This window comes from Campylobacter sp. IFREMER_LSEM_CL908 (assembly GCF_025771545.1).
GTDB lineage: Bacteria > Campylobacterota > Campylobacteria > Campylobacterales > Campylobacteraceae > Campylobacter_D > Campylobacter_D lari_D.
This window is the reverse complement of sequence record NZ_JAKMQK010000003.1, coordinates 97299-122160: the sequence shown is the minus strand read 5'-3', so window position 1 is coordinate 122160 and position 24862 is coordinate 97299. Positions and strand designations below refer to the sequence as shown.

General features: G+C 28.4%; 21 protein-coding genes. 6 read left to right on the top strand and 15 right to left on the bottom strand.

Translation table 11 applies throughout. From position 1 onward, the window contains the following. The 11 genes from L8U04_RS02045 to L8U04_RS01995 form a co-directional block, all read right to left on the bottom strand. On the bottom strand, nt 1-994 hold a 994-nt coding region (locus L8U04_RS02045), incomplete at its 3' end, for a hypothetical protein (RefSeq protein ID WP_263709292.1). Nucleotides 995-1053: 59 nt separating this feature from the next. Further along, nucleotides 1054-3225 carry a filamentous hemagglutinin N-terminal domain-containing protein gene (locus L8U04_RS02040; protein ID WP_263709291.1) on the bottom strand — a complete coding sequence of 724 codons (2172 nt, stop codon included), beginning with the start codon at nt 3223-3225 and terminating at the stop codon, nt 1054-1056. Nucleotides 3226-3252: 27 nt separating this feature from the next. After that, nucleotides 3253-5754: a hypothetical protein gene (locus tag L8U04_RS02035; protein WP_263709290.1), complete on the bottom strand. Its 2502-nt coding sequence runs from the start codon at nt 5752-5754 to the stop codon at nt 3253-3255. 392 nt (nt 5755-6146) lie between these two features. Next, nucleotides 6147-6644 (bottom strand): TlpA family protein disulfide reductase, encoded by a 498-nt coding sequence (locus L8U04_RS02030; RefSeq protein ID WP_263662657.1) that lies wholly within the window; start codon nt 6642-6644, stop codon nt 6147-6149. Then, complete coding sequence (locus L8U04_RS02025) at nt 6605-7096, bottom strand: TlpA family protein disulfide reductase (RefSeq protein WP_263669958.1); 492 nt, start codon at nt 7094-7096, stop codon at nt 6605-6607. The genes L8U04_RS02030 and L8U04_RS02025 overlap by 40 nt, the downstream gene beginning before the upstream one ends. Further along, a complete protein-coding gene (locus tag L8U04_RS02020; RefSeq protein ID WP_012661870.1) occupies nt 7086-7742 on the bottom strand; it encodes an ABC transporter ATP-binding protein in 657 nt (218 codons plus the stop codon). Before L8U04_RS02020 ends, L8U04_RS02025 begins: the two co-directional genes overlap by 11 nt. Continuing rightward, nucleotides 7742-8857, bottom strand: coding sequence for an ABC transporter permease (locus L8U04_RS02015; protein ID WP_263709289.1), 1116 nt, complete (start codon nt 8855-8857; stop codon nt 7742-7744). The genes L8U04_RS02020 and L8U04_RS02015 overlap by 1 nt, the downstream gene beginning before the upstream one ends. After that, nucleotides 8847-10139 carry an ABC transporter permease gene (locus tag L8U04_RS02010; protein WP_133319910.1) on the bottom strand — a complete coding sequence of 431 codons (1293 nt, stop codon included), beginning with the start codon at nt 10137-10139 and terminating at the stop codon, nt 8847-8849. Before L8U04_RS02010 ends, L8U04_RS02015 begins: the two co-directional genes overlap by 11 nt. Further along, nucleotides 10129-11550 carry a Fe-S-containing protein gene (locus L8U04_RS02005; protein WP_263709288.1) on the bottom strand — a complete coding sequence of 474 codons (1422 nt, stop codon included), beginning with the start codon at nt 11548-11550 and terminating at the stop codon, nt 10129-10131. The genes L8U04_RS02010 and L8U04_RS02005 overlap by 11 nt, the downstream gene beginning before the upstream one ends. Nucleotides 11551-11627: 77 nt before the next feature. Then, complete coding sequence (locus L8U04_RS02000) at nt 11628-12149, bottom strand: ferrirhodotorulic acid transporter, periplasmic binding protein (protein ID WP_012661874.1); 522 nt, start codon at nt 12147-12149, stop codon at nt 11628-11630. Further along, nucleotides 12146-14197 carry an FTR1 family iron permease gene (locus L8U04_RS01995; protein WP_263672900.1) on the bottom strand — a complete coding sequence of 684 codons (2052 nt, stop codon included), beginning with the start codon at nt 14195-14197 and terminating at the stop codon, nt 12146-12148. The genes L8U04_RS02000 and L8U04_RS01995 overlap by 4 nt, the downstream gene beginning before the upstream one ends. Nucleotides 14198-14482: 285 nt before the next feature. Between L8U04_RS01995 and L8U04_RS01990 the strand changes: the two genes are divergently transcribed. Further along, the gene (locus L8U04_RS01990) at nt 14483-15859 is read left to right on the top strand and encodes a cation:dicarboxylate symporter family transporter (RefSeq protein ID WP_263709287.1); all 1377 of its coding nucleotides are present in this window, start codon (nt 14483-14485) and stop codon (nt 15857-15859) included. Here the strand turns inward: L8U04_RS01990 and L8U04_RS01985 are convergent. Both L8U04_RS01985 and L8U04_RS01980 read right to left on the bottom strand, forming a co-directional pair. Further along, entirely contained in the window at nt 15856-16713 is an 858-nt protein-coding gene (locus L8U04_RS01985; RefSeq protein ID WP_263709286.1) for a D-amino acid aminotransferase, read from the bottom strand. The genes L8U04_RS01990 and L8U04_RS01985 overlap by 4 nt on opposite strands. Before the next feature lie 11 nt (nt 16714-16724). Further along, nucleotides 16725-17702 (bottom strand): glycosyl transferase family 90, encoded by a 978-nt coding sequence (locus L8U04_RS01980; RefSeq protein ID WP_263662653.1) that lies wholly within the window; start codon nt 17700-17702, stop codon nt 16725-16727. 131 nt (nt 17703-17833) lie between these two features. On the opposite strand from L8U04_RS01980, the gene L8U04_RS01975 reads away from it, so the two are divergent. After that, nucleotides 17834-18325: a hypothetical protein gene (locus L8U04_RS01975; RefSeq protein ID WP_133319905.1), complete on the top strand. Its 492-nt coding sequence runs from the start codon at nt 17834-17836 to the stop codon at nt 18323-18325. Here L8U04_RS01975 and L8U04_RS01970 read toward each other — a convergent pair. Together L8U04_RS01970 and rsmH are read right to left on the bottom strand one after the other, a co-directional pair. Continuing rightward, nucleotides 18322-19245, bottom strand: a complete 924-nt coding sequence (locus L8U04_RS01970; protein WP_220566699.1) for a hypothetical protein — start codon at nt 19243-19245, stop codon at nt 18322-18324. The two genes, L8U04_RS01975 and L8U04_RS01970, sit on opposite strands and share 4 nt — an antisense overlap. 3 nt (nt 19246-19248) lie before the next feature. After that, nucleotides 19249-20166, bottom strand: coding sequence for a 16S rRNA (cytosine(1402)-N(4))-methyltransferase RsmH (rsmH, locus tag L8U04_RS01965; protein ID WP_133319904.1), 918 nt, complete (start codon nt 20164-20166; stop codon nt 19249-19251). 60 nt (nt 20167-20226) lie between these two features. Between rsmH and L8U04_RS01960 the strand changes: the two genes are divergently transcribed. The 4 genes from L8U04_RS01960 (at nt 20227) to ftsZ (ending at nt 24860) form a co-directional block, all read left to right on the top strand. Beyond that, nucleotides 20227-20805 carry a class II aldolase and adducin N-terminal domain-containing protein gene (locus tag L8U04_RS01960; RefSeq protein WP_263659740.1) on the top strand — a complete coding sequence of 193 codons (579 nt, stop codon included), beginning with the start codon at nt 20227-20229 and terminating at the stop codon, nt 20803-20805. Nucleotides 20806-20887: 82 nt separating this feature from the next. Continuing rightward, nucleotides 20888-22366, top strand: coding sequence for a peptidylprolyl isomerase (locus tag L8U04_RS01955; protein ID WP_263709285.1), 1479 nt, complete (start codon nt 20888-20890; stop codon nt 22364-22366). After that, the gene (gene ftsA / locus L8U04_RS01950) at nt 22363-23742 is read left to right on the top strand and encodes a cell division protein FtsA (RefSeq protein WP_220566695.1); all 1380 of its coding nucleotides are present in this window, start codon (nt 22363-22365) and stop codon (nt 23740-23742) included. Before L8U04_RS01955 ends, ftsA begins: the two co-directional genes overlap by 4 nt. 11 nt (nt 23743-23753) lie before the next feature. Then, nucleotides 23754-24860 carry a cell division protein FtsZ gene (ftsZ, locus tag L8U04_RS01945; RefSeq protein WP_039626779.1) on the top strand — a complete coding sequence of 369 codons (1107 nt, stop codon included), beginning with the start codon at nt 23754-23756 and terminating at the stop codon, nt 24858-24860. Nucleotides 24861-24862: the final 2 nt, after the last annotated feature.

Below are 24862 nucleotides of genomic sequence, written 5' to 3'. Positions count from 1 at the left end.
ACGGAATTTCTTTTTTCACTGGAGTGCTTGGTTGAAGTTCTGTCCACGGAATTTCTTTTTTCGCGTGTTGCAATGCAAGCTGTGCTAATTTTGGCGTATATATATCTTGCTTAACATCTCCTATTATTTCAAAACCTCCTTTTGAGATAGTATATTCTATTTTATTTTTTATAGGGCTAATATCCAATTGAGAAACAATATCTTTTTGTTGCTGATTTAATTTGCTAATATTTTCTGCCAAAATATTGATTTTTTTGAAATCAATATTTTCACTACTAGCTAAAGCATTATATTCTCTTTCATTTTCTTGAATTTTTGTTTTTATTTCTTGTAGTTGATTTGTTAGTATTATAGATTTATCAAGAAAATCTTTCAAATCTTTCTTTAATAAAGCGAATATAAAATCTTTTTTAGAAATCACATTAGCAGTATTATCTAACAATTTTTCAAAAGTTTCATTTTGATAAATTTTTTCTTTATTAGCACCCTTTAAACCATTTTCTTGATAAGCATCTATAAATTCCAAACTCTGAACTATCTTCAAAGCTTCTTCTTTATTGTTTTCATTATCTTTTAAAAAATACTTAGACACAAAATCAATTTTCTCATCTTCACTCATCTGTTTATAATCTTTTTCTTTAAGCATATCATCTAGCGAGCTAATATAAAATTTATAATATTGACTTGCAATATCATTAATAGCATAATTTTCAATACTACTTTGAAAAGAATCATCTTTGAAAAGCATAGCTTCTTTGTTTAAAATAGCATTTAAATCTAATTCTAAAGCTTCTTTAAGTTCATCTTTTTTCTCATTTAAAGCAAAAGTAAGATAATTATGATTGTCTTTTAAAAATTGCTTACTAGAGTATTCTAACAATTTTTGTTTATATTCTTTATAAGCTTGCGTTTGATCGCTGTATTCTTTTATATCAATAGAAGATTTTTTATCAGGAGAGTGTTTTCCATTTAAAATATCTTTAGGCATCCACACATGGATATTATGATGGCTTTTATCATCTTTATCTTTTCCTCCGATATCAAAATAACCAACTATAGTCTTTTCTTCATTTTTAGGTGCAATTGATTGAATTTGTGATTTTGAATTAAAAAAGCATATATATCATAAAAATAACTAGGATTATAAAAACTCACAAAACCAGTTGCTATTGTTGCTCCATTTTTATTATGCCCCGTTCCTTCAGAAATAATATTTTGTATATCATTTAAAATTATGTCGTTGAAATAATTTGAACCAGAATGCGATATAAAACCTGACGCATAGCTAAGTTCAGCTTTGTCTTTGGATATACTTTGAATTGTTTTTATATTATTTAAAGTTATACCAGTAAAATAATTCCCTCCACTAGCACTTGCAGCAAATCCACTAGCAAAAGAATCATCCTGCTCAAAATCATGAGAGCTATCTAAATAATGATCATATGTTCCTTTGTTATAAGATTGAATCAATCCTATATCATTTAAAGAAATATCTGTAAAGCTATTATAAGTTGGAGTGTTATTTTCTTTATATACATTTATAATCTCTCCGACAAATCCTCCTGATTTAGCACTTGCTTTATCCGTTACTGCACCTATATAACCAATATGATTTAAAAAAATATTATTAAAATCATATCTAGAATTTTGACTCAGTGAGGAGGAATAAACAGCTCCACTAAATCCGCCTACTCTTGAAGTTTGTATTCCTTCTGCCTGAATACCGTTTATATTTAAAATTGTAATATTTTTAAATTTACTACTTTGTATTGATGGTAATTCATATTTTTTGCCCTTTTTTATCATAGGTAGAGAATCAATATTAGCTACATCAACAATATCCCCAACAAAACCTCCAACATAAGCATAATCTTTACCATTGCCTATAATTTCATTGATATTTTTTAAAACAATGTCTTCAACTTTAGCATCTTGCTCTATAAGTCCGACAACACCACCTGCATAAAGAATATAATTTGTCGTATTTGCTTTAACATTACCATTCATATAATCTACATTGAAATTCTTTATATTAGCCCCATTACTTAAATTTCCAAAAATACCAACATAATTTTTATTGTTAGCCTCTATATTAATATTTTTTAAAGTAAATCCTTGGCCATCAAATGTTTTAGTAAAAGGTTTTTTATTATCACCAATCATCATAGAAGTACAATTAAGACCATCTATACAATAATTAGCATAGTTTTGCCAATCTTTTCCTTCTTTGCCTTTGCCTTGATTGCCTTTAAAATTTATATTATTGGTAAGTCTATATTCGATATTTTTGCTAAAATCACTTTTATTTTCATTCCATCCTTTAGCAAAATGCCACCAATCCACATCAGAACTTATACCTATAAATTTATTATTTAAAAATTTTTCATTATTATGCTTTACTTCTATTTTGTTTCCAGTTTCATCTAAAGCATTATCATAATCTTGTTGTTTGTAATTAAAACTTTTAAAAGAAGATGGATTGTAATAATATCCCGTAGCACCTAAATATAAAGAACCTTCATCTTTAGCAGTTATATGCAACTTATCTATATTATTTAAGGTAGCAATATCAGCATGAGTTTCATTCCCAACTAAATATATATTTGTTTTTTTATCTTTATCTAAAGCTGCAATTTGATTAAAAGTTTTACTTTTAATATCAAAAGTTCCATATAATAAAACCTTATTCCCTATAAGCAATACATTATTAGCATTAATATTACCCATATTAACTACATTGCCTGCTTTTTGTGGTTTAAACACCGGTGAAAAAGTTAATCCATCATCAAATTTTTGCATCTTTGCAAACTTTTGTATATCCTCATCACCCATCGACGAAGTCGAAGCCACAAAGCGATTAGCATTAATAGTTCCTGTTTTAGTAATGATTACTCCATTAGGATTGATTAAAAAGACATTATTACCTTTTGCATTTAATACACCTTCTATGGTAGATTTACTTGTCCCATGAGCAATGTTTAGGTAGTTTTTATTGCTTCCATTAAAATTTACACTTTCACCTTTACCTATACTAAAACCACCACCCCATTGTATGACTGAGTTTGTTCCATGTCCATTAATATTTAAGGTATTGTCATTTGGTTTGTTTATAGTTCCACTAGTCCCGTGAGTAAATTTACCTCCACTAGGTAAAGCCATTAGTGGAGAAAATAGCATTGATACAGTTATACCTGAAAGTATGATGTGATTTGATAGTTTTTTCATGTTGGCTCCTTTTTGTGTGTTATTTTTTTAATTTAAATTTACTACTATGCTTTTTGCATCTTTACTTACACTTAGAGTGTATTTAGCTTTTTGAACTTTTGCTTTAATATTTTTATGTAAGCTTTGATTGTTTTTAGTGATAGTTTCTAATAAGCTTTGTAAGTCTTTTTGATTTAAGTGTTTATTGTTTGTATCTACAAAGCCTTTTTCACTTTGCATTAAAATAAAGCTTTTATTTTTTACATTATTGTTTGTATATACATTAATAGAACTATCTTTAGAAAGATTAATCACTTCTTTAGCATTTAAATAAGCTTTAGTATCATCTTTTAAGATAAAGCTATAATGATCAAAGTTATTAATAGTATTTGCTTTTATATTTGTATTTAATATTAAATGATTATTAGTACCATTTTTATGTGTTAGAACTTTTGATACAAAGTTATTGTCTTTTTTAGTTTGTAAAAAACTTCCTGCTAATACATCTATATTGGTATTGTTAAAAATATTAGTATTACCACTTAGATATAAGGTATTATCATAGCTTTTATCATTTTCACTATATACACCAGAAGCTGCTATGATGATAGTAGAGTTGTTTTTATACTCATCTATATTTAAATTATTTATATGAGTATAATTATCATGAGTATTCTTGGCTATACCTGCACTAATTATTATTTCCCCTTCTCTTTTATCAGAAGCTGTACCTAGGGCTAGATTATCAAAGATAAAAGTATTATTAGCGCTTTCATTTTTTGCATTAATAATATATACATTAGAACTAGCTGCACTTGAATAATCTTTAATATTTAAAGTATTATCATTAGCATTTTCATTAGCTCTTAAAATGATTTTAGAACCTTTATCTATATTAGAAGCATTAGATAAAGATTGTACAAGATTATATTTTATAGTGTTTTTTTCTAAATTATCAGCTTCTATAATAGCAGTGAGGTTTCTACCTGATTTTACATTATCTAAAACTATACTATTAGCATTAGCACTACTTGCATAATATTTACCATCTTCAGACATAACTGCATATAAAAACATAGGAATATCAGAATTAGAATTACTGATATTAATACTATTATTATTTGCTTTAGAACTTAGAGTTTGTGCAGCAATAATATTAATCTTATCATATCTTTTTTTATCTGTTACTCCTTGAGTAATACTTCCTTCTATATTTATACTATTTCTACTAGCTCCTTTAGTAGCTACTCCGCCATAAAGATTGATTTCATCTTTACCGGTAAAATTAAAATTGATTTCAAATGGCTTTTTCAAATTCATATAAATAACATTATCATTAGCCATACCATTATTAGTTATACCTGCATAAAAGTCTAAGAGTGCTTTTACTTCTATATTGGTATTTAATGCTAATAAGGTTTGTAAATCCTTAATAATAATAACATTTCTATATGCATTACCTTGTATGATTTTACCCCCATAAACTGCTCCTACTAAAATAGCATTGTATACTAATGGAGTATTTTTAGTATCTACTCTTAAATCTAGTTTTAAATCATTAATAATTACACTATTATTGCTTACTTCATAGCTTTGATTATTATTTACATCTACAAAAGCTCCTCCTAAGTGAGTAGCAGCTGAAGTAGAATATGCTCCACTTGGACCATGAACTAATAAAGAAGCTCCATCTATAATAACCTTATTATTTTTAGCATTGCCATTATAAGTATAAGCTCCTACTACATGAGTCATTCTCTCATCAAAAATATTATCCCCTAAAGTGCTTTGTTTATAAGGAGTAGTATGAAAGTCTATCTTTACTCCCTTATTTAATATCACAGTATTATTATTAGTATTAGCATCAACCCCAAAAGCACCTAAGATATAAGGAGCACCATTTAAAGGTAAGGTATAGGTGTTTTCAACACCCATATCCACATAGGCATCTTTTAAGAAATTTAAAGTATTATTGCTTGCTTCACCTTTTCTTGCTATGGCTGGAGTGATTAAAAAATTATATTTATTATCCAAACCACTAGCTTTAGGATTAATTACCTCTTTATCGGTAGGTTTTAAATAATATACTGAAGATAATTCCCCTGCTTTTAATACTAAGGTATTATTATTTGCTTTTGCATTAAAGGTATAGGCTGAAACTAAAAAAGGTATATAGCTTAATTGATTTAAAGCGGTATTAACCGAACTAAAACTATGAAAACCATTAACTACAAAAACATCTTCTTTAATACTTGGAGTAAGTATATGCTGTCTAAAGGCTAATTTATTTAAATTCAAATGAGCCTTATCTTTAGGATTATCATAAATTAAAGTAATATTTGAAAGGTTTTTATTGCTAGCCATTTGACCATAGAAGTTTTTACCACTTAAGAGTTTATATGTGTCAAGATTATAATCATAAACATCATTATTATTAAATTTGTGCTGTTTAATAATATAAGCATTAGAAGTTTTATCATAATTTGCCTGGGTGGCAGCTTCTAAAGAGTTTAGGGAAAATATAGTGAGTAAGAAAAATTTTAATATCATGCAATATTTTCTCAAAATATGACTGAACAATATCCCCCCCCCCTAAGGTTTAAACTAAAAAATAATCTTTTCATGGTATTTAAAATACCTCCTAGAAATTTTATATTTTCATAAAAAAGTTATACTACTGCTATGCATATAAATTTAAGCTTAAATTAAGAATAAGATATAAAATATCTCATTTTGAAAAAAATTATCAAAATACTTGCTTATAGGCTTTTAGGTTAATTATTTTAATTGGGTATTTTTGTAACATACCAAACAATCAACATACAGCCTATCAATAACATTAACAATATATTTGCATTTTAGAGTACATAAAAAATCACTTAAAAAAATAATTGCAAATTTTATTTTTTAATTAAAAATAAACTTAAAAAAGTTAGCAGTAGTTATTGTAAAAATTTAATTTTATTTTCTAAAACACTTTTTGGAGTAAGTCCAATGAATTTTTCATTTATCTTGCCTTTTTCATCATAAAAAACTATCACAGGCACACCATAAATTCCACCCACAGCCTTAGACAAAAATGAGCTTGCTTTAGCTTCATACATAAGTGGTAAATTTAACTTTTTTTCCAAAAGAATTTTTTGGGCTTCTTCTTTTGATTTAGCTCCATTTAATACCGCTAAAATAGGAAAATTTCTTTCTTTATAAAGTTCATTTAGCATCGGAATTTGTGCATTACACGCACCACAATCTTGCGTGAAAAAAAATAAAGCATAAGCTTGATTTGCATTTTGTGTTTTTAAGGTTTTTTCAAAACCATCGTATTTAAAAGTATAGTTTTGACTTGAATTTAAGGTTTGAAATTCATTATTTGAGCATGCGCTAAAGAAAAAAACACTTATTAAAGCCAAGAAGCAATAGAAGCTTTTAGTTGTGACCATGGTTTTTCTCCTATGATTTTATCTTGCACAACTCCATCTTTAATGACAAAAGTTGTTGGTACTGCAAAAATGTTAAATCTTTGCCATGATATATCTAAATCATCTTGCAAAAATATAATATTTTTATAATCATATTTTGTAGCAAATTCTTCAAAATCTTTCCCCTTATCCACAGAATCAAGTGCTAAAATAGTGATTTTTTTAGGGTATTCGCTAGCTAGTTTTTCCAAGAGCGGTAAGTCTTTTAAACAAGATGCACAACCTTGCTCTACAAAGGTTAAAACAATGAGATTATCAAAATCAGCTAGTTTGATTTTCTCGCCTTCTAAATTTTTAGCTGCGATTTCTGGTGCTTTTAAGCCTACTTTGCCGCCATTTTTATTGTTGTTTTCAAAACATGCACTTAAAAAAACTAAACATAAACAAGCTAAAATTATACTTTTAATTTTCACTTTTCATCACTCCATGGCTTAAAATGATAGTTCTATCAGCAAAAGTAGCTAAGTCTGGATTGTGAGTGATTAAAACTATGGTTTTACCATCTTGTTTTAATTTACAAAAAAGCTCTAGAATATTTTTTTCATTTGCCTCATCTAAATTTCCAGTTGGCTCATCTGCTAATAAAATTTCAGGATCATTCACTAAAGCTCTTGCTATACATAGCCTTTGTTGCTCCCCGCCACTTAATTGGCTAGGTAAATGCGTAAGTCTGTGTGAAAGCCCTACTTTTTCTAGTGCCATTATAGCGTCTTTTTGTTCTATACTTGAGTGATAAAACTGAGCTAGCATGACATTTTCTAAAGCATTTAAATAAGGTATTAAATGAAATTGTTGAAAAATCAAACCTATTTTTTCTCTTCTAATTACGCTTTTTTCTTCTTCACTTAAATTTCCAACTTCTTTATCATCTAAAAAATACTCCCCACTACTTTGAGTATCCATTAAAGAAAGTATATTTAAAAGTGTTGATTTACCTGAACCTGATGGGCCCATAATGGCTAGCCATTCGCCTTGCTTTACTTCTAGGTTGATATTTTGCAAAGCTTTAACTTCATTAAAATTACGATTTAAATTTGAAATTTTTATAATATTTTTCATCACTCACCCTTTAAATTTTCACAAACATTGATTTTTAAAGCTTTTTTTAGCGGTAAGATACTTGCAAAAAATGCAAATACTAAAGAAACAAGCACCGCAAAAAACACTGAAAGCAATCTAAAATCTATACTTGCATTAAAAATCAAATATCCAAAAATATTTGCTAAAAAATATCCGCAAAAAGCGCCGAGCAAACTCGCACTCAAGCTTAAAATAAACACTTCAGCTCCAAAAAGTTTAATAACTTCTTTATGCTTAGCTCCTAGTGCAAGGTGCAAGGCTATTTCTTTTTTTCTTGAAAAAATCACTGCACTAAGAGTGGTATTTACGCTCAAAGAACTGATGAGCAAAATAGTTAAACTAATCAAAGCCATCAAAGCCTTGATCTTTTCTAAAATCACACCTTCACTAATGGATACTGAAGCTATGACTTTGGCTTCTACATTAGCCTTGCTAAGTTCTTTTGCTTTTTGATCTAAGCTTTCATAATCACCTAGTAAAATAGCTTGAGCATAATTTATCACTTCTTTAGCTGCTAACTCTTGAGCTTTTTTTAAAGAGATGATTAAAACCCCATCTTGCTCATCATTGCTTCTTAAAATAGCTTTGATTTTTACTTTGACTATTTTAGATATATTTGGGTTATAAATTTGCAATTCTTGTCCTATTTTAAGCTCTAATTGTTTAGCTAAATCAGCCCCCACAAAGGCACTATCTTCACTAAAATCACTCAAAGAAAAGCTTCCTTTTAAAACCTCCATAAAAGGCTTGGTAAGCTTTAAATTTGCAAAATCAACCCCAACAACTACCGCACTTGAACTTTCAAGATTATAAAAACCATATAAAAATGGGGTTAAAGCCTTTGCTTTCAAGTTTTCTTTGGCTTGATTAAATTCATCCATGCTTAAAAACTCATCATCTTTTGGCGTGATGATAAAATTAGCTCCATAAGCTTTTAATTCTTTGGACAATTTTGTGTCAATATCAAAATAAATATTAAAAAATGAGGCGCTGACCATAGCACCCATAAACACAGCTATAAAAATAATACAAACTCTTTTATAAGAAAAAATAAGAGATTTAAAAACCTCTTGCATAAAAAAATTATTTCCCATATAAAACCTCTGAAGTAGAAAGTTTAGAAATTCCTTTGATAGAAAACAAACATCCTAAAAATACTATAAGCACTGCAAAAAATAAACAAATTGGTAGGATAATCCAAGAAATTTCAATGGTATGTTCAAATATACTCAAGGCGATAATCTCTGACATACCTATACCAAAAGCAAAGCCCAAAACAGCCCCAACTAAAGCTACCACAACCCCTTCTAACGCAAAAATCATATAAATTTGCAAAGTGCTAGCACCTAAAGCTTTTAAAAGCCCTATTTCACTTTTTCTTCTAAAAATATCCGCACTCATTAAAGATGATATGGCTATGGAAGCTACGATTAAGCATATAATGCTAACTACTGCCATTAAAGATTGAATTTTAGATACTATCAAACTTTCTGCATCTGAAATCGCACTCACTACTTTTGTGCTTGCACCTTTAAAATCTTCTGCAATTTGATAGGCAATAGAACTTACATAAGCAGTGCAATACCACTGATCATACTCAAGCTGATCAAGACTATCTACATCGCGTCTTGCTTTTTGCGCTAAATCATTTTCAGGTATAGTCAAAGCTGAAACTTCTGCTTTTGAGAATAAACCTTCTTTTTTAGAAAGCTTTTGTGCTAAAAGCAAAGAAGTGATGATTTTATTTGAAAAAGCTTGAGTTAAATCCATAATACCAACAATTTTTACTTTAAAAATTTGATCATTTTGCACAAGGGTGATTTCATCATCTATTTTTAAATCGTACTTTTGTGCTAAATCTATTCCTAGCATTATTTCATCTAAACTATCATCTTTTGGGTAATTTCCTTTGATTTGACTATATTTGTATAATTCTTTAATACCTGCATAAAAATCATCATCATCTTGAATCTTTATAGCCTTATCAAAATAAGTTCCCACTAAAGAGATATTTTCATAATTTGCATTTGGAGTTTGAATTTTTACCTGAGTATCTAAAAATGGCGCAAAGGCATTGATATTATTTCTCCAAAAAATTTCTTTTATAGTATGGAGCTTGTTTTCTTCTAAAAAATTTTGATTTTTCAAAGGCTCATAAATTTTATTACCCACTTCTACACTCAAACTTGCACCTTTAGGTAAAACTAAAATGTTTGATCCATAACTTCTTAATTCTTTTGTAATTTCATTACCTATACCCAAAGTAAGATTTAACATAGTAGCCATAAGTAAAGTAGCTAAAAAAATCGTTAGTAAGGCTAGAGATTTTTGGATTTTATTTTGAAAAATAGAGTTTTTTACAATCTTAACTTGCATAGTCATTTCCTAATAAATTATGAATTCTATATTTTGAAGATTTATTCATATCAATGTATTTTAAAGGATCGTTTTTAAACTCTTCATAATTTTTTTCATTAGCAAAAAAATATGTTCTTCCTTTATAAACATAAGATCTTGGTGCTTTTAAGTTAATAAGCTCGGTATGATCAATAGGATCATAAACTTTCTTTTCTACTACTTGAGTGAAAAAATTTACCCCATCTAAAATTTCTGAAAAAGGTATGATAACTTTACCATTTTCAAATTTATATTTCATAGGGATAGGATTACACCCACCTGCCTTACCTACACTTGGTAAGAAAATTCTAACATTACATGAAATACAAATTAACTCTCCACCTTTTTTAACATACCCCATATCTCCACATATACTACAAGCATCAAAAACTGCTACTGGAGAGTCTTTATCTTCTCTTTTGTTAATCAAGAAAAATCTTACCACTTTACCCTCATCGCTAATATAAGCAAAGCGATGTAAGTTATTATCTCTTAATATTGCCACATCAAAAACAAATTCATTATTTTCATTTGGCTCTACATAGGTTGGCTCGTCTATGGTGATTGGTCTTGAAGCATGCAAGTCATAAAAGAGAAAAATACAAAGACTTAAAATCATAGCACTAAAAATACTTGCACTAAAATTAGTTATAGTTGAATTTTTTACTTGATTTTTTCTAAATTCTATATCAAAATCTTTTTTCTTGCTGTTTTCACTCACTCTTTGCTTTAAAGCTAAAACTATACAAATTCCTAGCAATAAAAACCATATATATGTATAGAATTTAGCATAATATACACTTTTTGCCACATAGCTTAAATATAAACTTTCTGTTTCTATCACACCTTCTCTCATAAGGTGCAATAAAATTTGTGCTAAAGCTTCATTTAGATAAAAAATCACGATAATGAGTAAAAATAAATTTAAAAATTTAAATTTAAATTCCCTTAGCCATCTTGTAAAAAGATAAACCCCAAAACACATCACAAAAGCAAGCAAAATAAGCCCAAAAGAACTAATCGCTAAAGAATCTAAAAAATTAGTGCTTAATATAGGAAAGTCGATAGAAATATGTAAGTATTTTATACCAAAAGCAAAAGATAATAAAAAAAGCAATATTGCTTGAATTTTTTCTTTTAAAAAATTATTTTTTATAAAAGAAAAAATGATAACACTTAAAAACAATAAAACAAATAAAACATCATTAGAAAAATACAACAAATCATAACTTAGTGTTTTAGCGCTAATAAAAAAAGCAAAATAAGAAAAAACAAAACCCACAAAAGCAAGTTTAAACACTAAAGAATTTTTTAGATTATAAAAAAATAAAGCACTTAAAAGTGCGTAAGAAAAAAATACTCCAAAAAAATGTACAAAATAAATCGACATGGGCTCTTCTTTGATAGAATTTATTTATAAAATCAATAATTTTATAAATAAACCCTAGCAAAAAGCTAGGGAAAAAATCACTTAGGTTTTCCTGTGTATTTAAAGTTGTATTTAACTGAAAATGGCTCAAACCATTTACCAACACCTGTTTCTTTATCAACATGGCGTCCAAAACCTTGTTTTTCTGGGCTTTCTATTAAAAATACTAACTCATAGTTTCCTATGCCTGTATCCATTTTTAAATTTGCACCATAGTGAGGGCCATCATCTGCTACCATAGGCATAAGAGTTCCTGTTTTTACTTTACCATTGTCAAGATTAGTTAGCTTATAAGCTATAGTTAAATAAGGAATCCAAAAACCTTCTGGAAAGCCGTTTTTATTACCCTTTAATGCATGAATATCTGCTTCAAGGTGAATATCTGCTAAACTTGCTGCAAGATCAATCCCTCTTGGCTCCATTTCGATTGGCTGTAAATAAACTGCTGCTATTTCCATACCATTTAATTCATAAGGATCGCCAATTGGCACCTCTGCTGCAAAAACTGAACTAGCTAAAATACTAGCTGCTGCACCTAAACTTAATAAAGTTTTTTTCATATTTTTTCCCTTTTATTTGAAATTTGCTTTGTTATAAAAATACCCATAATGAGTAAGATTAAAACCATAAACTGAGGTATGATGCTCTCATAGTAAGGATAAATTCCAAGCCATAAAATTCCTTCAAAATCAAAAGGAAGTAAGCTTGGTGTAATAACCTTGGCTTCTATGAGCTCACCAATGCCTTTGCCTGTAAAGACAAAGACCATATAAAAAATAATGTATGAAGTTATATAGAAAAATTGTTTTACTGGTATTTTTAAAGCACCAGCTTTTAATAAATAATAAAGTATTATAAGTATAATTAATCCACTAGCTAATCCTATAAATATAAAACTATAATCTGTGCTTGTTTTTGCATCAAATAATAAAGCTTGATAAAAAAGAATAGTTTCAGCACCTTCTCTGTATACAGCTAAAAACACACTAAACCATAAAGTTTTTGCTGAATTATTTGAGATAGCTTCAACTGCTTGAGTTTTTACATAATTTGCCCATTTTTTATTTTGCGCATTTGATAAAAGCCAAAAACCGACATAAAATAGTAATGCAACAGCCACAAGCATAGTAATGCCCTCTAAAAATTCTCTACTTTGCCCTGCTTGTTCTTTAAAAATCCATGAAATAAAAAATGCAGTTACAAAACTTAAAAATACTCCACTCCAAAGTGCTGAATATACTATACTTAAACGCTTTTTATTGCCACTTTGAACTAAATATGAAACTATGGCTACAACAATGATTAAAGCCTCTAAACCTTCTCTTAAGATAATACCCAAAGCCCATATAAATAAAGACATAGGTGAAGATTCTTGAATTTTATCCAAAGAATTTTCAATTAATGCACCAAGCTCATCAAAATTCTGTTTTAATTCTTCTTTAGAAGCACTTGCTTTAATAAGTGCAACACCTTTTGAAAAATAACTTTCTATTTTTAATTTTAAAGCACTATCAATAGCACCAATTTTACTTTCCATACCACTTGCTTCAAAAATATCCAAATAAACATTTTGTAAAGCATCTATGCTATTTAAATTAAAACCATCATAATTTTGTAAAATATTATTAAGTGCAATTTTTATATCATCATATACTTTAGTATAGTTTTTAGTACTCATAACACTTTCATCAAAGCCTTTAACCTGAAGTAAAGCTAATTCTTCTTTAGGTAAAGCTAGGAATGCTTCATATAATAAATCTGATATGTCTGAAATTTCATCTCTTATAGCTTTTTCATCCAAAGTGTTATTGTTGATTTTTCTTATTATAGTTCTAAGTTTTGTTTGAATTTTTTTATCCATACCCGCTTTTGTGTATCTTGCTACTAAAACTTCTACCTTTGAATTTCTATAATCTTCGAATAATGCTGATTGGATTAAATCTTTAGCTTTTTGGTAATCTTTATTTACAAAAGCCAATGCTGCTTGATCAAGTTTTGAAATCATTGAATCCATTAAAAATTGCAATCTTGCATCCATAGCTGAAGCTTCTTGTAAGGCTAATAATGTTTCATCTTTTTGGATATTTTGCTCTTGAGTAGTTGAATTTTGAGTCAAATTTGATGATGCTTGTCCTTTAATATCCTCTCCAAGTAAAGATGCAAACATAGCTTCAGCTTGCGCTTGACGCTCTTTTTCTGCTTTTAAAGATGAGCTTTCAGCTGCTTTTTTATCATAATTTATATCACTAGCTTCGGCTTTTAATTGAAATCCTTTTTCTAATATAGGAACGACCTCATCTAAATCAAAATACAAGCTACTAATTAAAGCTTCTATCTTAGAAATATCTTCTTTATCTTTATACATTTTTCTTAAATTAATAAATTTACGCTCCATCACAATGACTTTTCTACCGACATTGCGACCAATAGAGCCTTCCATGGTTTCAAAATGCTGAAAATATGCATCTTCAGCTTTTTTCTTAGCTTCTAAATTTTTATTATCTTTATATAACACCATGCTTTCATTCAAAATTTGCTTAATATTTTGACTTTCTTTTTGATAATCAATATCCCTAGCAAGTGTTAAAGAACAAAATAAAAAAATCATTAATAAACTTATTTTTTTAAACACTATTTTACTCCGAAATGATATTCATTTTTAAAATCATAGTCACAAGTATAGTACTAGCTTTCTTAAATTTAGATAAACATTATCATTATTTATTTCATAATAAATCATACAAAAATACTACAAAATGCTACTTTTATCTACAAAATAAGATAAAAAATTATTATTTTTAGCTTTTATATTTATTTTTTATTTATTTTAACAATAAAAATAAGTTTTTATTTGCTAATATGTATCGTTTTTTAAAATTACAAGGAGTTTTTTATGCTAGTTATTACTCATGAAAAACCAAGCAAACTCAAAAAAATGTTAAAAAATTTAGGTTTTTGGGTGATTATAGGAATTATAGCTGGCATTTGCCTTGGCTTATTAGATAAGGAATTTGCATTAGCTAGTAAAATCGGTGTAGATTATTTTATACAAGCTTTAAAAATTCTCATAGGTCCTATTATATTTTTAACTATTGTTTTAGGTGTTATTAGTCTTGAAAGCTTAAAACAAGTTGGAAGCATAGGAGCTAAAGCTTTGCTTTATTTTGAAATAGTAAGCACTTTTGCTTTAGCTATTGGCATTTTTATGGCAAACATTATGGGACCTGGTAAAGGAATGAACCTTGATCCAAGCACTCTAGATCAAGAAAGTGTGGCTCAATTTGTTAATAAAAATATAGAAATAAGTGTGCAAAATGAAATTTTGCATATTTTAAAAGACGCTATACCTACTGATATCATAGCTGCTTTTAGCGAGGGAAAAACTTTGCAAATCTTAGTTATAGCCCTAGCTTGTGCTTTTATTATTTCACTTATGAGAATTGATGAGAGAAAAGCTATACAAAAAACCTTAGAAATTATGCAAAGTTTTGTTTTTAAAATCTTAGAAATCATTATGTATTTTTCTCCCATCGCCGCTTTTTCTGCGATGGCTTTTTTAGTGGCAAAATATGGACTTGATTCTTTATTAAATTTGGGTTATTTGCTTATTGTTATGTTGCTTGCTTCTTTGCTTTTTATCTTTGGAGTTTTAGGGCTTATTTGTTTTATTGCTAAAGTCAATATTTTTAAATTTATGCATTTTATCTCAAGAGAAGTTTTAATAGTTTTTGCCACGAGTTCTAGCGAATCAGCATTAGCTCCGCTTATGAGAAAACTTGAAAAAGCAGGAATTTCAAAAGCCACTGTGGGCTTGGTATTACCAACTGGATATAGTTTTAATCTTGATTGTACTAATATTTATTTGGCTATGAGTTTAATTTTCCTTGCTCAAGCTTTTAATGTAGAACTTTCTTTAACTCATGAAATTAGCATTTTAATAGTGCTTATGATAGCCTCAAAAGGTGCTGTTGGTGTGACTGGATCAGGTTTTATTATACTAGGAAGTACACTTGCGGCTTTATCTAATATGCACATTGCAGAAGCTAACAATGGCTTAGGAGCAAGTTTGGGCGAGGTTTTACCTGTGGCTGCCATTTCTATACTTTTGGGCGTGGATAAATTTATGTCTGAAATTCGTGCTGTGGGAAATTTATGTGGTAATAGCGTAGCAGCTTTAATCGTAGCTATTTGGGATAAACAAATAGACTGGGAAAAATTCCGCTACGCTCTTGATAATCCTAAAGAATTTACAAACGCAGGTTTTGATTAAAAAACCTCTTTTTGAATTTTTTCTACATATTTTTCTCTTAGTTTTTGGGTATAAAAGCCCACCTTACCATCATTAATTACCTTACTATCTGCTTTTATAATACCTAAAATCAAAAAAGTAGCCGCAGAAATAAATACCTCATCAGCCTCATACACTTCTTTCATACTAAAAGCTCTTTGATCTACTTTAAGATCAAGTTCTTTTGCAAATTTTAAGATATTTTTACGGCGAATTCCTGGTAAGATTTCATTAGAAAATGGCTTAGTGATTAAAGTTTTATCTTTTATAATAAAAGCTGAACTACTAGAAGCTTCCGTTACTAAAGCATTTTCTACCATAAAAGCTTCAAAAACCTTAGCTTTAACAGCTTCTTCTTTTGCAAGACATTGAGCTAATAAAGAAATTGATTTTATATCCCTTCTTTTCCACCTTAAATCAGCTGTTGAAATAACACTCACCCCATTTTTAGCAAACTCATGCCCAATCACCTTGCATTCAAAAGCAAAGGCCATAATAGTAGGTTTTAACCCCTTTAAAAGAGCAAAATTTCTACTAGCAACCCCTCTAGTAATTTGCATATAAAGCCCGCCTTCTTTGAGAGAATTTTTAATGATTAATTGCTTTAAAATATTTTCAAATTCTTCTTTTGTATAAGGAATTTGTAGATCAATTTGGGCTAAACTACGCTCAAAACGCTCCCAAAATTCTTCCTTATCAGCTATTTTTGCATTTACCACAGAAACTACTTCATAAATTCCATCTCCAAAGATAAAACCTCTATCAAAAATACTCACTTTAGCTTCGCTAGCTTTTATAAATTCATCATTTAAAAATACTATTTCCATCTCTTGCATAAACTCTCCTTTTAATCAAATAAATTAATAATATCTTTTGGTAAATCAAGCTGATTAGAATAATAAAAATACTTAGCTAAAACTAAAATTCCTATATAAAATTCTATCTTTTCATCTAAAAATTGCTCTATATAAGCATGAGCATTTTGTATGATTTCTTTTGCTCTATGTGGATTAGCTAAATAATAATCAAGCAAAGCTTCTACATTTTCATAATCATCATCAATCAAAGCAAAATGCTCATTTGGAACTAACTTTCCTTCCATAAACCAAGTTTCATAACGCATTTTTGGGGCTAAAACTAAAGAATTTGTTTTCATCGCCCACTTCAAGTTGCTTGCTACATCATTACCTTCTAATGAAAGTAAAAATTTAAACTGGGTTTGATAGGCTCTGCTAATTTTAAAATTTAAATTTTTAATCCATTTTTCGGCTTGAATTTTTCTACCGCCAACATGAGCAATATCGCAACGAGGATTATCAAAATATTTTTCAAAAAATTTAATACGATGAGGTTGATAAATTGCACCTCTAAAAAAGAGTAAGTCTTTTTTATCTTCAAATTGGTTTTTATCTTGTATAAAATCAAAATGTCTATTTTTGTCTAATTTTAAAATGATATTATTAAAGCCATTTTCAACTGGTCTTGATTTAGCTATGCTTGGATATTTAAGATTATAACTAATATCTCCAAAACCTTTAATCCATAAAAAATCATCATTAAAATACTTACTAATCGCATAAGCATCATAAGCATAGGAAGTTTTTTTAAAGGGAAATTTTCCTATTTTTTCATAATTTTGAAAATTTTTTATATCAAAAAAATCATTTTGCAAATTGTAATAATTTAAGCGAGTAATAATATTATCTATATTTTTTGATTTTAAAAGCTCTTTGAAAATATTTTGTAATTGATTTTGATAAATTTTTCTAGGTATAAAACTTTTAGCTATGCCTTTTACATTCATCATAAATCTAGAATCTGCCATCTTTTTCTTTCTTTATATGCAAAAATAATGTAAATTTTAACACAAGATTTCATTTACAAGACTTAAAATTTATCTTATTTAAAAACAAAAATGCTAAAATCACAAAAATCACATACTTACTAGGTAAAACAATGAAAATACAAGAATTTATTTTAAACTTTATTTTTAAAGTTTCAAATCAACCTGTTAATTTAAAAGATTTATTAGAAGCAAATGCCTTATTAAATGAAGGTATGATGATAGATCCTGCGAAATTAAATTTTAAATTTAAGGTATTTAATTCTTATCTTATATATACCCTTTTTTGTATAGCCATTTTAGTTCCTATGCTTATCATCAGCCATTATTTTTTAACAATTATTGATTTTCATATTAGTATCTTAAGTGCTATTTTTGTTACCGCTTGTGTTTTTGTTGGCTATGATATTTTTAAAATTTATACTAGAAAAGTAATAAGCAAAAGATTATTGAAAAAAGCCTGGACTTTACATTTTCCATATTTTGCTTATGAAAAATATTCAAAAATAGCAGAAAATATTTATAACCAAGCCATTAAAGAAGAAATTCCAAAAAATCAACTTGAACAATATGTTTTGGAGAAAATCATTCAAACACAAGATTAATCTAAAAAGTCTAAAACTTGATTTTGAAAATACAATGCTTCAAGCTGTCTTTGAAGCTCTTTGTTTTCTTCATCTAAAACTAATTCTTGCGATCTTAAATCCGCTATTTCTCTACTTACATAATAAATTTGATTTCTAATATAAATTTGTGGGAAAAATATCAATAAAGCAAATGCTATCATCAAACCTGCATATAATAAATTTTTAGGGGTTAAATTTTTATTTTCCTCACTTACTATGCTATCTAAAAGTTCGTATTTATCTTCTTGATTATATTCTTGGTTTTCTTCAAGCCTTACCTTTTCTTCTAAAATTTTTTGCTCTTGCTTAGCTAATTTTTCTTTTTCTTTTAATTCTTCTTGAGCTTTTTTTATTTTTTCTTGTTCGATTTTTTTTTGCTCTTTTAATTCTTGTTTGAGTTTGACTTTTTCTTTTCTTTTTTCTTTTAAATCTTGAAATTTTGAAGCAACAAAGACATTACTTTGAGTAAGAATTTTAGATATTTGAATAGAATCTTTTTTTTCTTGTTGTATTTTTTCTACTTTTTTTACTTCCTGCAAAGTTTTAACATTTTTAGATGGCTTAAGATTTTTATCATTTTTTTTATCAAATTTTTCTTTTTGCTTTTTGAAAAAATTGAGTTGTAATTTAAAAGGCTTTTTTTCTTCTAATTTAACATTTATCAAATCTTCTTTTAAATAAATAGCGGATTGTTTTTTAGGTTTTTCTTTATATTCTTCATCAAAGTCTGTAAATTTAGGTCTTTTTTTACGCTGTATTCTATTTTTTAATATGCGATCGCTTTCATTGAAATTGTGCTCATACTCTTCATAAGGCCTACCTTCTTTAATAGCCCTAGAATACTTCAACATTTTTTCGCGTATATTTTGTTTTTCTTTTAAAAAATCATCTTCAATCATTATTTACCTAAAATAAAAAATTCTCATTTTTGCACAACTTGATCTACTATTATAGCTTATTTCTTCTTTGGAGGCACTTATAGCTTTTTTACTTAAAATTTTACCAAGACTATGTCCTTTACCGCATTCGCATTTTATAGCTCTTTCATCACAAATGCAGTCTTTTTCCCATCTTTTAAAAGTATTTTTTACTATTCTATCCTCTAAAGAATGAAAGCTAATAATAGCTAATTTACAATCTTTTAATTTTGCTTTTTCTATATTTTCAAGTAAGGATTTTAACTCACCAAGTTCATTATTTACTTCTATACGCAAAGCTTGAAATACGAGCAAGGCTAAAGATACATTGCGTCCTTTTAACTTAGCATTTCCTATAATTTGACTTAATTCTTTTGCACTTGTAATTTCTTTTTGACTTCTTGCATTGATAATTTTTTGAGCAAGCATTGAAGCAACTGGCGCCAGATCTCCATAGTCTTTAAAAATTCGTTCTAAAGCTTCCTTGTTGTAAGAATTTACCACTTCTTTAGCACTTAAAGGATTATTTTGATCCATTCTCATATCTAAAAAATCAGAATTTAGTGAAAAACCCCTATCATTTTTATCAAGCTGCAAAGAAGATACACCAATATCGGCTAAAATTCCTCTTATGTTTTGCGTTGAAATTTGAGTTAAAATATCTTTAAAACCTATATGATTAAAACTTATTCTATCTTGAAAATTTTTTAAAAACTCTTTGGAAAAACTTAAAGCCTCTAAATCTTTATCGCAAGCAATTAATCTTAATTTTTCATGAGCTTGCAATAATGCTTTAGAATGCCCTCCATAACCCAAAGTACAATCTAAAAAATCTCCGCTATCAAAATCATCAAAAGTATTTAAAACTTCTTGTAATAAAACAGGAATATGTGGACTTTGCAAAATATACCTTTTAATATTTTTTAGTATAATACCTTAGCTAAGTTTAAAACAAGGTTTTTAATGAATAAAGAAAATATTATTTCCCAAATTCAAATTCTATCCTCATCAATGTTTAAAAAAAATTTTTTTGGAATTTGCCATGGTTCTGTTTCAGCAAAACTCTCCCAAGGCTCATTTATTATCAATAAAAGCAATGCTTTTTTGAATCAATTAGATGAAAAAAATTTAAGTATCTTAAAATTTGCAAAAGATTATAGCTGGGATGAAGCAAGCAGCGATAGTGAAATACATAAAAGCATATATGAAAATATACCTGAAGCTAAATTCGTATGTTTTGCTTATCCAGCTTATACCTTATCCATGAGTTTAAATCATGATTTCATAACACCTCAAGATTATTTTGGAGAAATTTTTTTAGAAGAAATTCGAGTTTACAATCCTAAAAGTTATGAGGATTGGGATGATAGATCGCAAACTGAAATTTATCGTTATATGTTAGAACAAAAACAAAATTTTGTCGTTGTGAAAGGATATGGAATATTTGCTTATGGAAGAACAAGCTATGAACTTGGAAAAATAATAGATTTAATCGAGAATTCTTGTAAAATTATCCATTTAGCAGAGACAAATTTATCATAAAATCATAAAAATTAATTTTTTATTAATCACAAATTACCTATAATTTATGGTTTAATTTAATTAATTATGGATTGGGGTAAAAATGCTCACTTGGATGCAGCATCATAAAAAATATTTAGTTATTACTATTTGGATTAGTGTTATTGCTTTTGTTGGAGCAGGTTTTGTTGGCTGGGGAAGTTATGATTTTAACACCGATAGATCAAATTCTGTTGCAAAAGTAGGCGATGAAAAAATAAGCTATGATGAATTTAATCTAAAATATTCTCAATTATTTAACTACTACTCACAATTAAACAATGGCAATTATACACAAGAACAAGCACAAAAAGATGGCTTAGATACTCAAGCTATCAATGAACTCATACAAGAAAAACTTCTGCTTTCTTATGCTAAAACTTTAGGTTTAAATGTAAGCGAAGAAGAAATTGCTTATGATTTAGCGCATCAAAAAATCTTTCATAATGCTTCAGGTGTTTTTGATAAAGATTTATATTATAATTTACTTGCAAGAAACAACTATACACCAAAAGCTTATGAAAAAATTATCCATGATGAATTATTGCTTAAAAAAATCAATGCTATTTTAAATTTACAAATCAAACAAAATGAGCTTGATATGTTTAGTGCAAGTTTTTTAATGCAAGATAATTTAAAAATTCAAATAATAAAACTTGATAATAAAAATATTCCTATTGATGAAAAAGAACTAAAACAAACTTGGGAAAAAAACAAAAACCTATATAAAACACAAAAAAGCTATGAGCTTGCAACTTATTTTTTAGATCCTAATACAATCACAGTTGTTGATAAAGAAATTCAAGCTTACTATGAAGAAAATAAAAATGACTATAAAGATTTTGCAGGAAAAATTCTAAGCTTAGAACAAAGCAAAGATAAAGTTATAAAAGATTTAAAACTTTCCAAGCTTAAACTTAAAGCTAATGAAAGCTATGTTGCTTTGAGAAAAAACGAGCTTAGTTTTGACAAAAACATCACAATAAGCGATGCTGATATTTATTACCCTTTAGAAAACATACAAAAAGCTAAAGAAAATGATTTTATCAAACCTTTTAAATTTGAAAACGGCTATATGGTTGCAAAACTTATAAAAATAAATCCTATACAGACTATGACTTTTGAGCAAGCCAAAAATGAAGTGAGCAAACTTTACATCAGAGAAAAAACTAAAACTTTATTAGAAGAAAAAGCAAAGCTTGCACTAGATAATTTCCAAGGCATAGATATAGGAACTTATAGTCGCGACTCAAGTAAAGGAGCAAAAGTAGGTGAAATGATAAATGATGCTGAATTTAGTGAGTTTTTAATGCATGTATTTGACTCAAATAAAGCTAAATCTTATGTTTTATTTGATGATAAAGCAATAGTTTATGAAATTACAAAGCAAACTCTAGAAAACAAAGATAAAGAAGAAATTTATAAATTTATCATAGAACAAAGTGCCAAACAAACTAAACAAGCTTTACTTAAGGAAGAATTATTAAAAAAACTTATAGAATTATATCCAATCCAACGCTATTATAAAGGAAATACAAATTGAATATTTTAGGAATTGATTTAGGCTCAATACAAACTTGTGCTATTTTGGCACAAAAAAGTGAAGAAGGACTTAAAATCATTGGTTTTGGAAAATCAAAATCAAATGGTATAAAAAAAGGAGCAATTACCAATATAGAGCTTGCTTCAAAATCTATAGAAGAGGCAGTAGCCGATGCACAAATGATGTCAGGTGTGCATTATGATAAAGTAATTGTATCTATTTCAGGTGCTTATGCAAAAAGTGTAGACAGTATAGGTGTAGTTAATATACCAAATCATGAAATAGGTATTAAAGAAATTCACAGAGCAGTAAGCACAGCAAAACATACCGCAAATATACCTAGTGGATATGAAATCATTCATGTATTACCTTATAATTTTAAAGTAAATGATCTTGAGCATGTAGAAGATCCTTTGGGAATGAGTGGAAATCGTCTTGAAGTTTCTACGCATATTGTAATCTCGCAAGAAGTGCATATTAAAAATCTAAAAAAAGCAGTTGAGCTTGCTGATCTTAGAGTAGATAATATCGTTCTTTCAGGATATGCTTCTTCTATCGCATGCTTTGATGATAGTGAAAAAGAATTAGGTGCTATTTTAATCGATATGGGTGGAGCAGTTTGCGATATGGTCATTCATGCGGGTAATTCTATACGATATAATGAATGCTTACAAATTGGTTCAGTAAATATCACTAATGATTTATCCATAGCTTTGCATACCCCACCAAAAGAAGCAGAAAAACTAAAATTAAATTATGCATCTTTAGCACAAAATGAAAACTCAATTATACAAATTCCATATATGGGTGATGAAAAAAGAAAAAATGAAGTTTCAGTAGAAGTTATATCTAATGTTATTTATGCAAGAATTGAAGAAACTATTATTATTTTAGCTAAAATGCTAAGTGATAATGCTTGTGCAAATCAAGCAGGAGCAGGCATAGTATTAACAGGTGGAATGACAAAATTTGCAGGACTTGACAAACTTGCTTCAGCTTATTTTGATAATAAAGCTGTTAGAATAGCGACCGCAAAAAAAGATACTATGGATGGCTTTAAAGAAATTTTTGAAGATGCAGAAAATAGCTGCGCTATAGGTCTTTGTTTATATGGTGGTGGACATTTTACTCCTTATGAATTAGATTCTAATGAAAAACTAAGATACAAAGGAGAGCCTGAATTTATCAACAAACAGATAAAACAAAATCTCACCATAGAAGAACATGAAGAAGAAAATAAAAATTTTGAAGAAATTTTTCAAGAACAGAGAGATTTTGAAGATGAAAAAACAGAATTAACAAAAGTTGAAACCAAAAAAGATAAAAAATCAAGTTTTATGCATAATTTTTGGAATAAATTAATAAACCAGTTCTAATAGGAGATACAATGAGCGAATATCTAGTAGAAGAAATGCAACACGCAAAAGGTGCAAAAATAAAAGTCATAGGCTGCGGTGGTGGTGGCGGTAATATGATAGATCATATGGTAAATATGGGCTTACATGATCTTGATCTTATCTCAGCAAATACTGATGCACAAGCTATAGCAAAATCTTTAGCAAAAACTAGAATTCAACTAGGTGAGAAAAAAACTAAAGGTTTAGGTGCTGGTATGCAACCAGAAATTGGAGCAGAAAGTGCAAGAGAAAGCTTTGAAGAAGTAAAAGCAGCTTTAAGTCAAAGTGATATAGTATTCATTTCAGCAGGACTTGGTGGTGGAACTGGTACAGGTGCAGCTCCTGTTGTAGCACAAGCTGCTAAAGAAGTAGGCGCATTAACTGTTTCGGTTGTAACTATGCCTTTTGCTTTTGAAGGAAAACAAAGAAAAAAATTAGCTGAAGCTGGCTTGGCTGAATTAAAAAAAGAAAGTGATTCTATCATTGTAATCCAAAATGAAAAACTTCTTAGCATACTTCCAAAAAAAGCAGGTATAAAAGAAGCATTCAAACTAGTTGATGATATCTTAGCTAGAGCTGTTAGAGGTATGGTGTCTATTCTTTTAGAAGATGGCGATATCAATGTTGACTTTGCAGATGTTAGAACTGTTATGAGCCATAGAGGTTTAGCTTTAATGGGTGTGGGTCATGGAGAAGGTGAAAATGCTATCATGGACGCATTATCAAGCGCTATAGAATCTCCATTGTTAGATGGTATGACTATGAAAGGTGTTAAAGGCGTAATCATCCATTATAAAATTGGACCTGAATGCTCATTAATAGAAATTTCACAAGCTACTCAAAGCATTAGCGATATAGCAGACGAAAATGCAAAAGTAATCTTTGGTGCAACTACTGATGAAAGCATGGGCGATCGTGTTGAAGTAACTATTATTGCTACAGGTTTTGAAGATAAAGCTGAAATAGAAAGTGCTAAAGAACAAGAAGAAAGTAAAAAAAATAGCTATATGAATTTGCGCAAAGCTAGCGGTGGGTTTGATGAGGAAGTGATTTCTCAACTTGATGTTCCTGCTTTCTTGCGTCGTCAAATGGATTAATT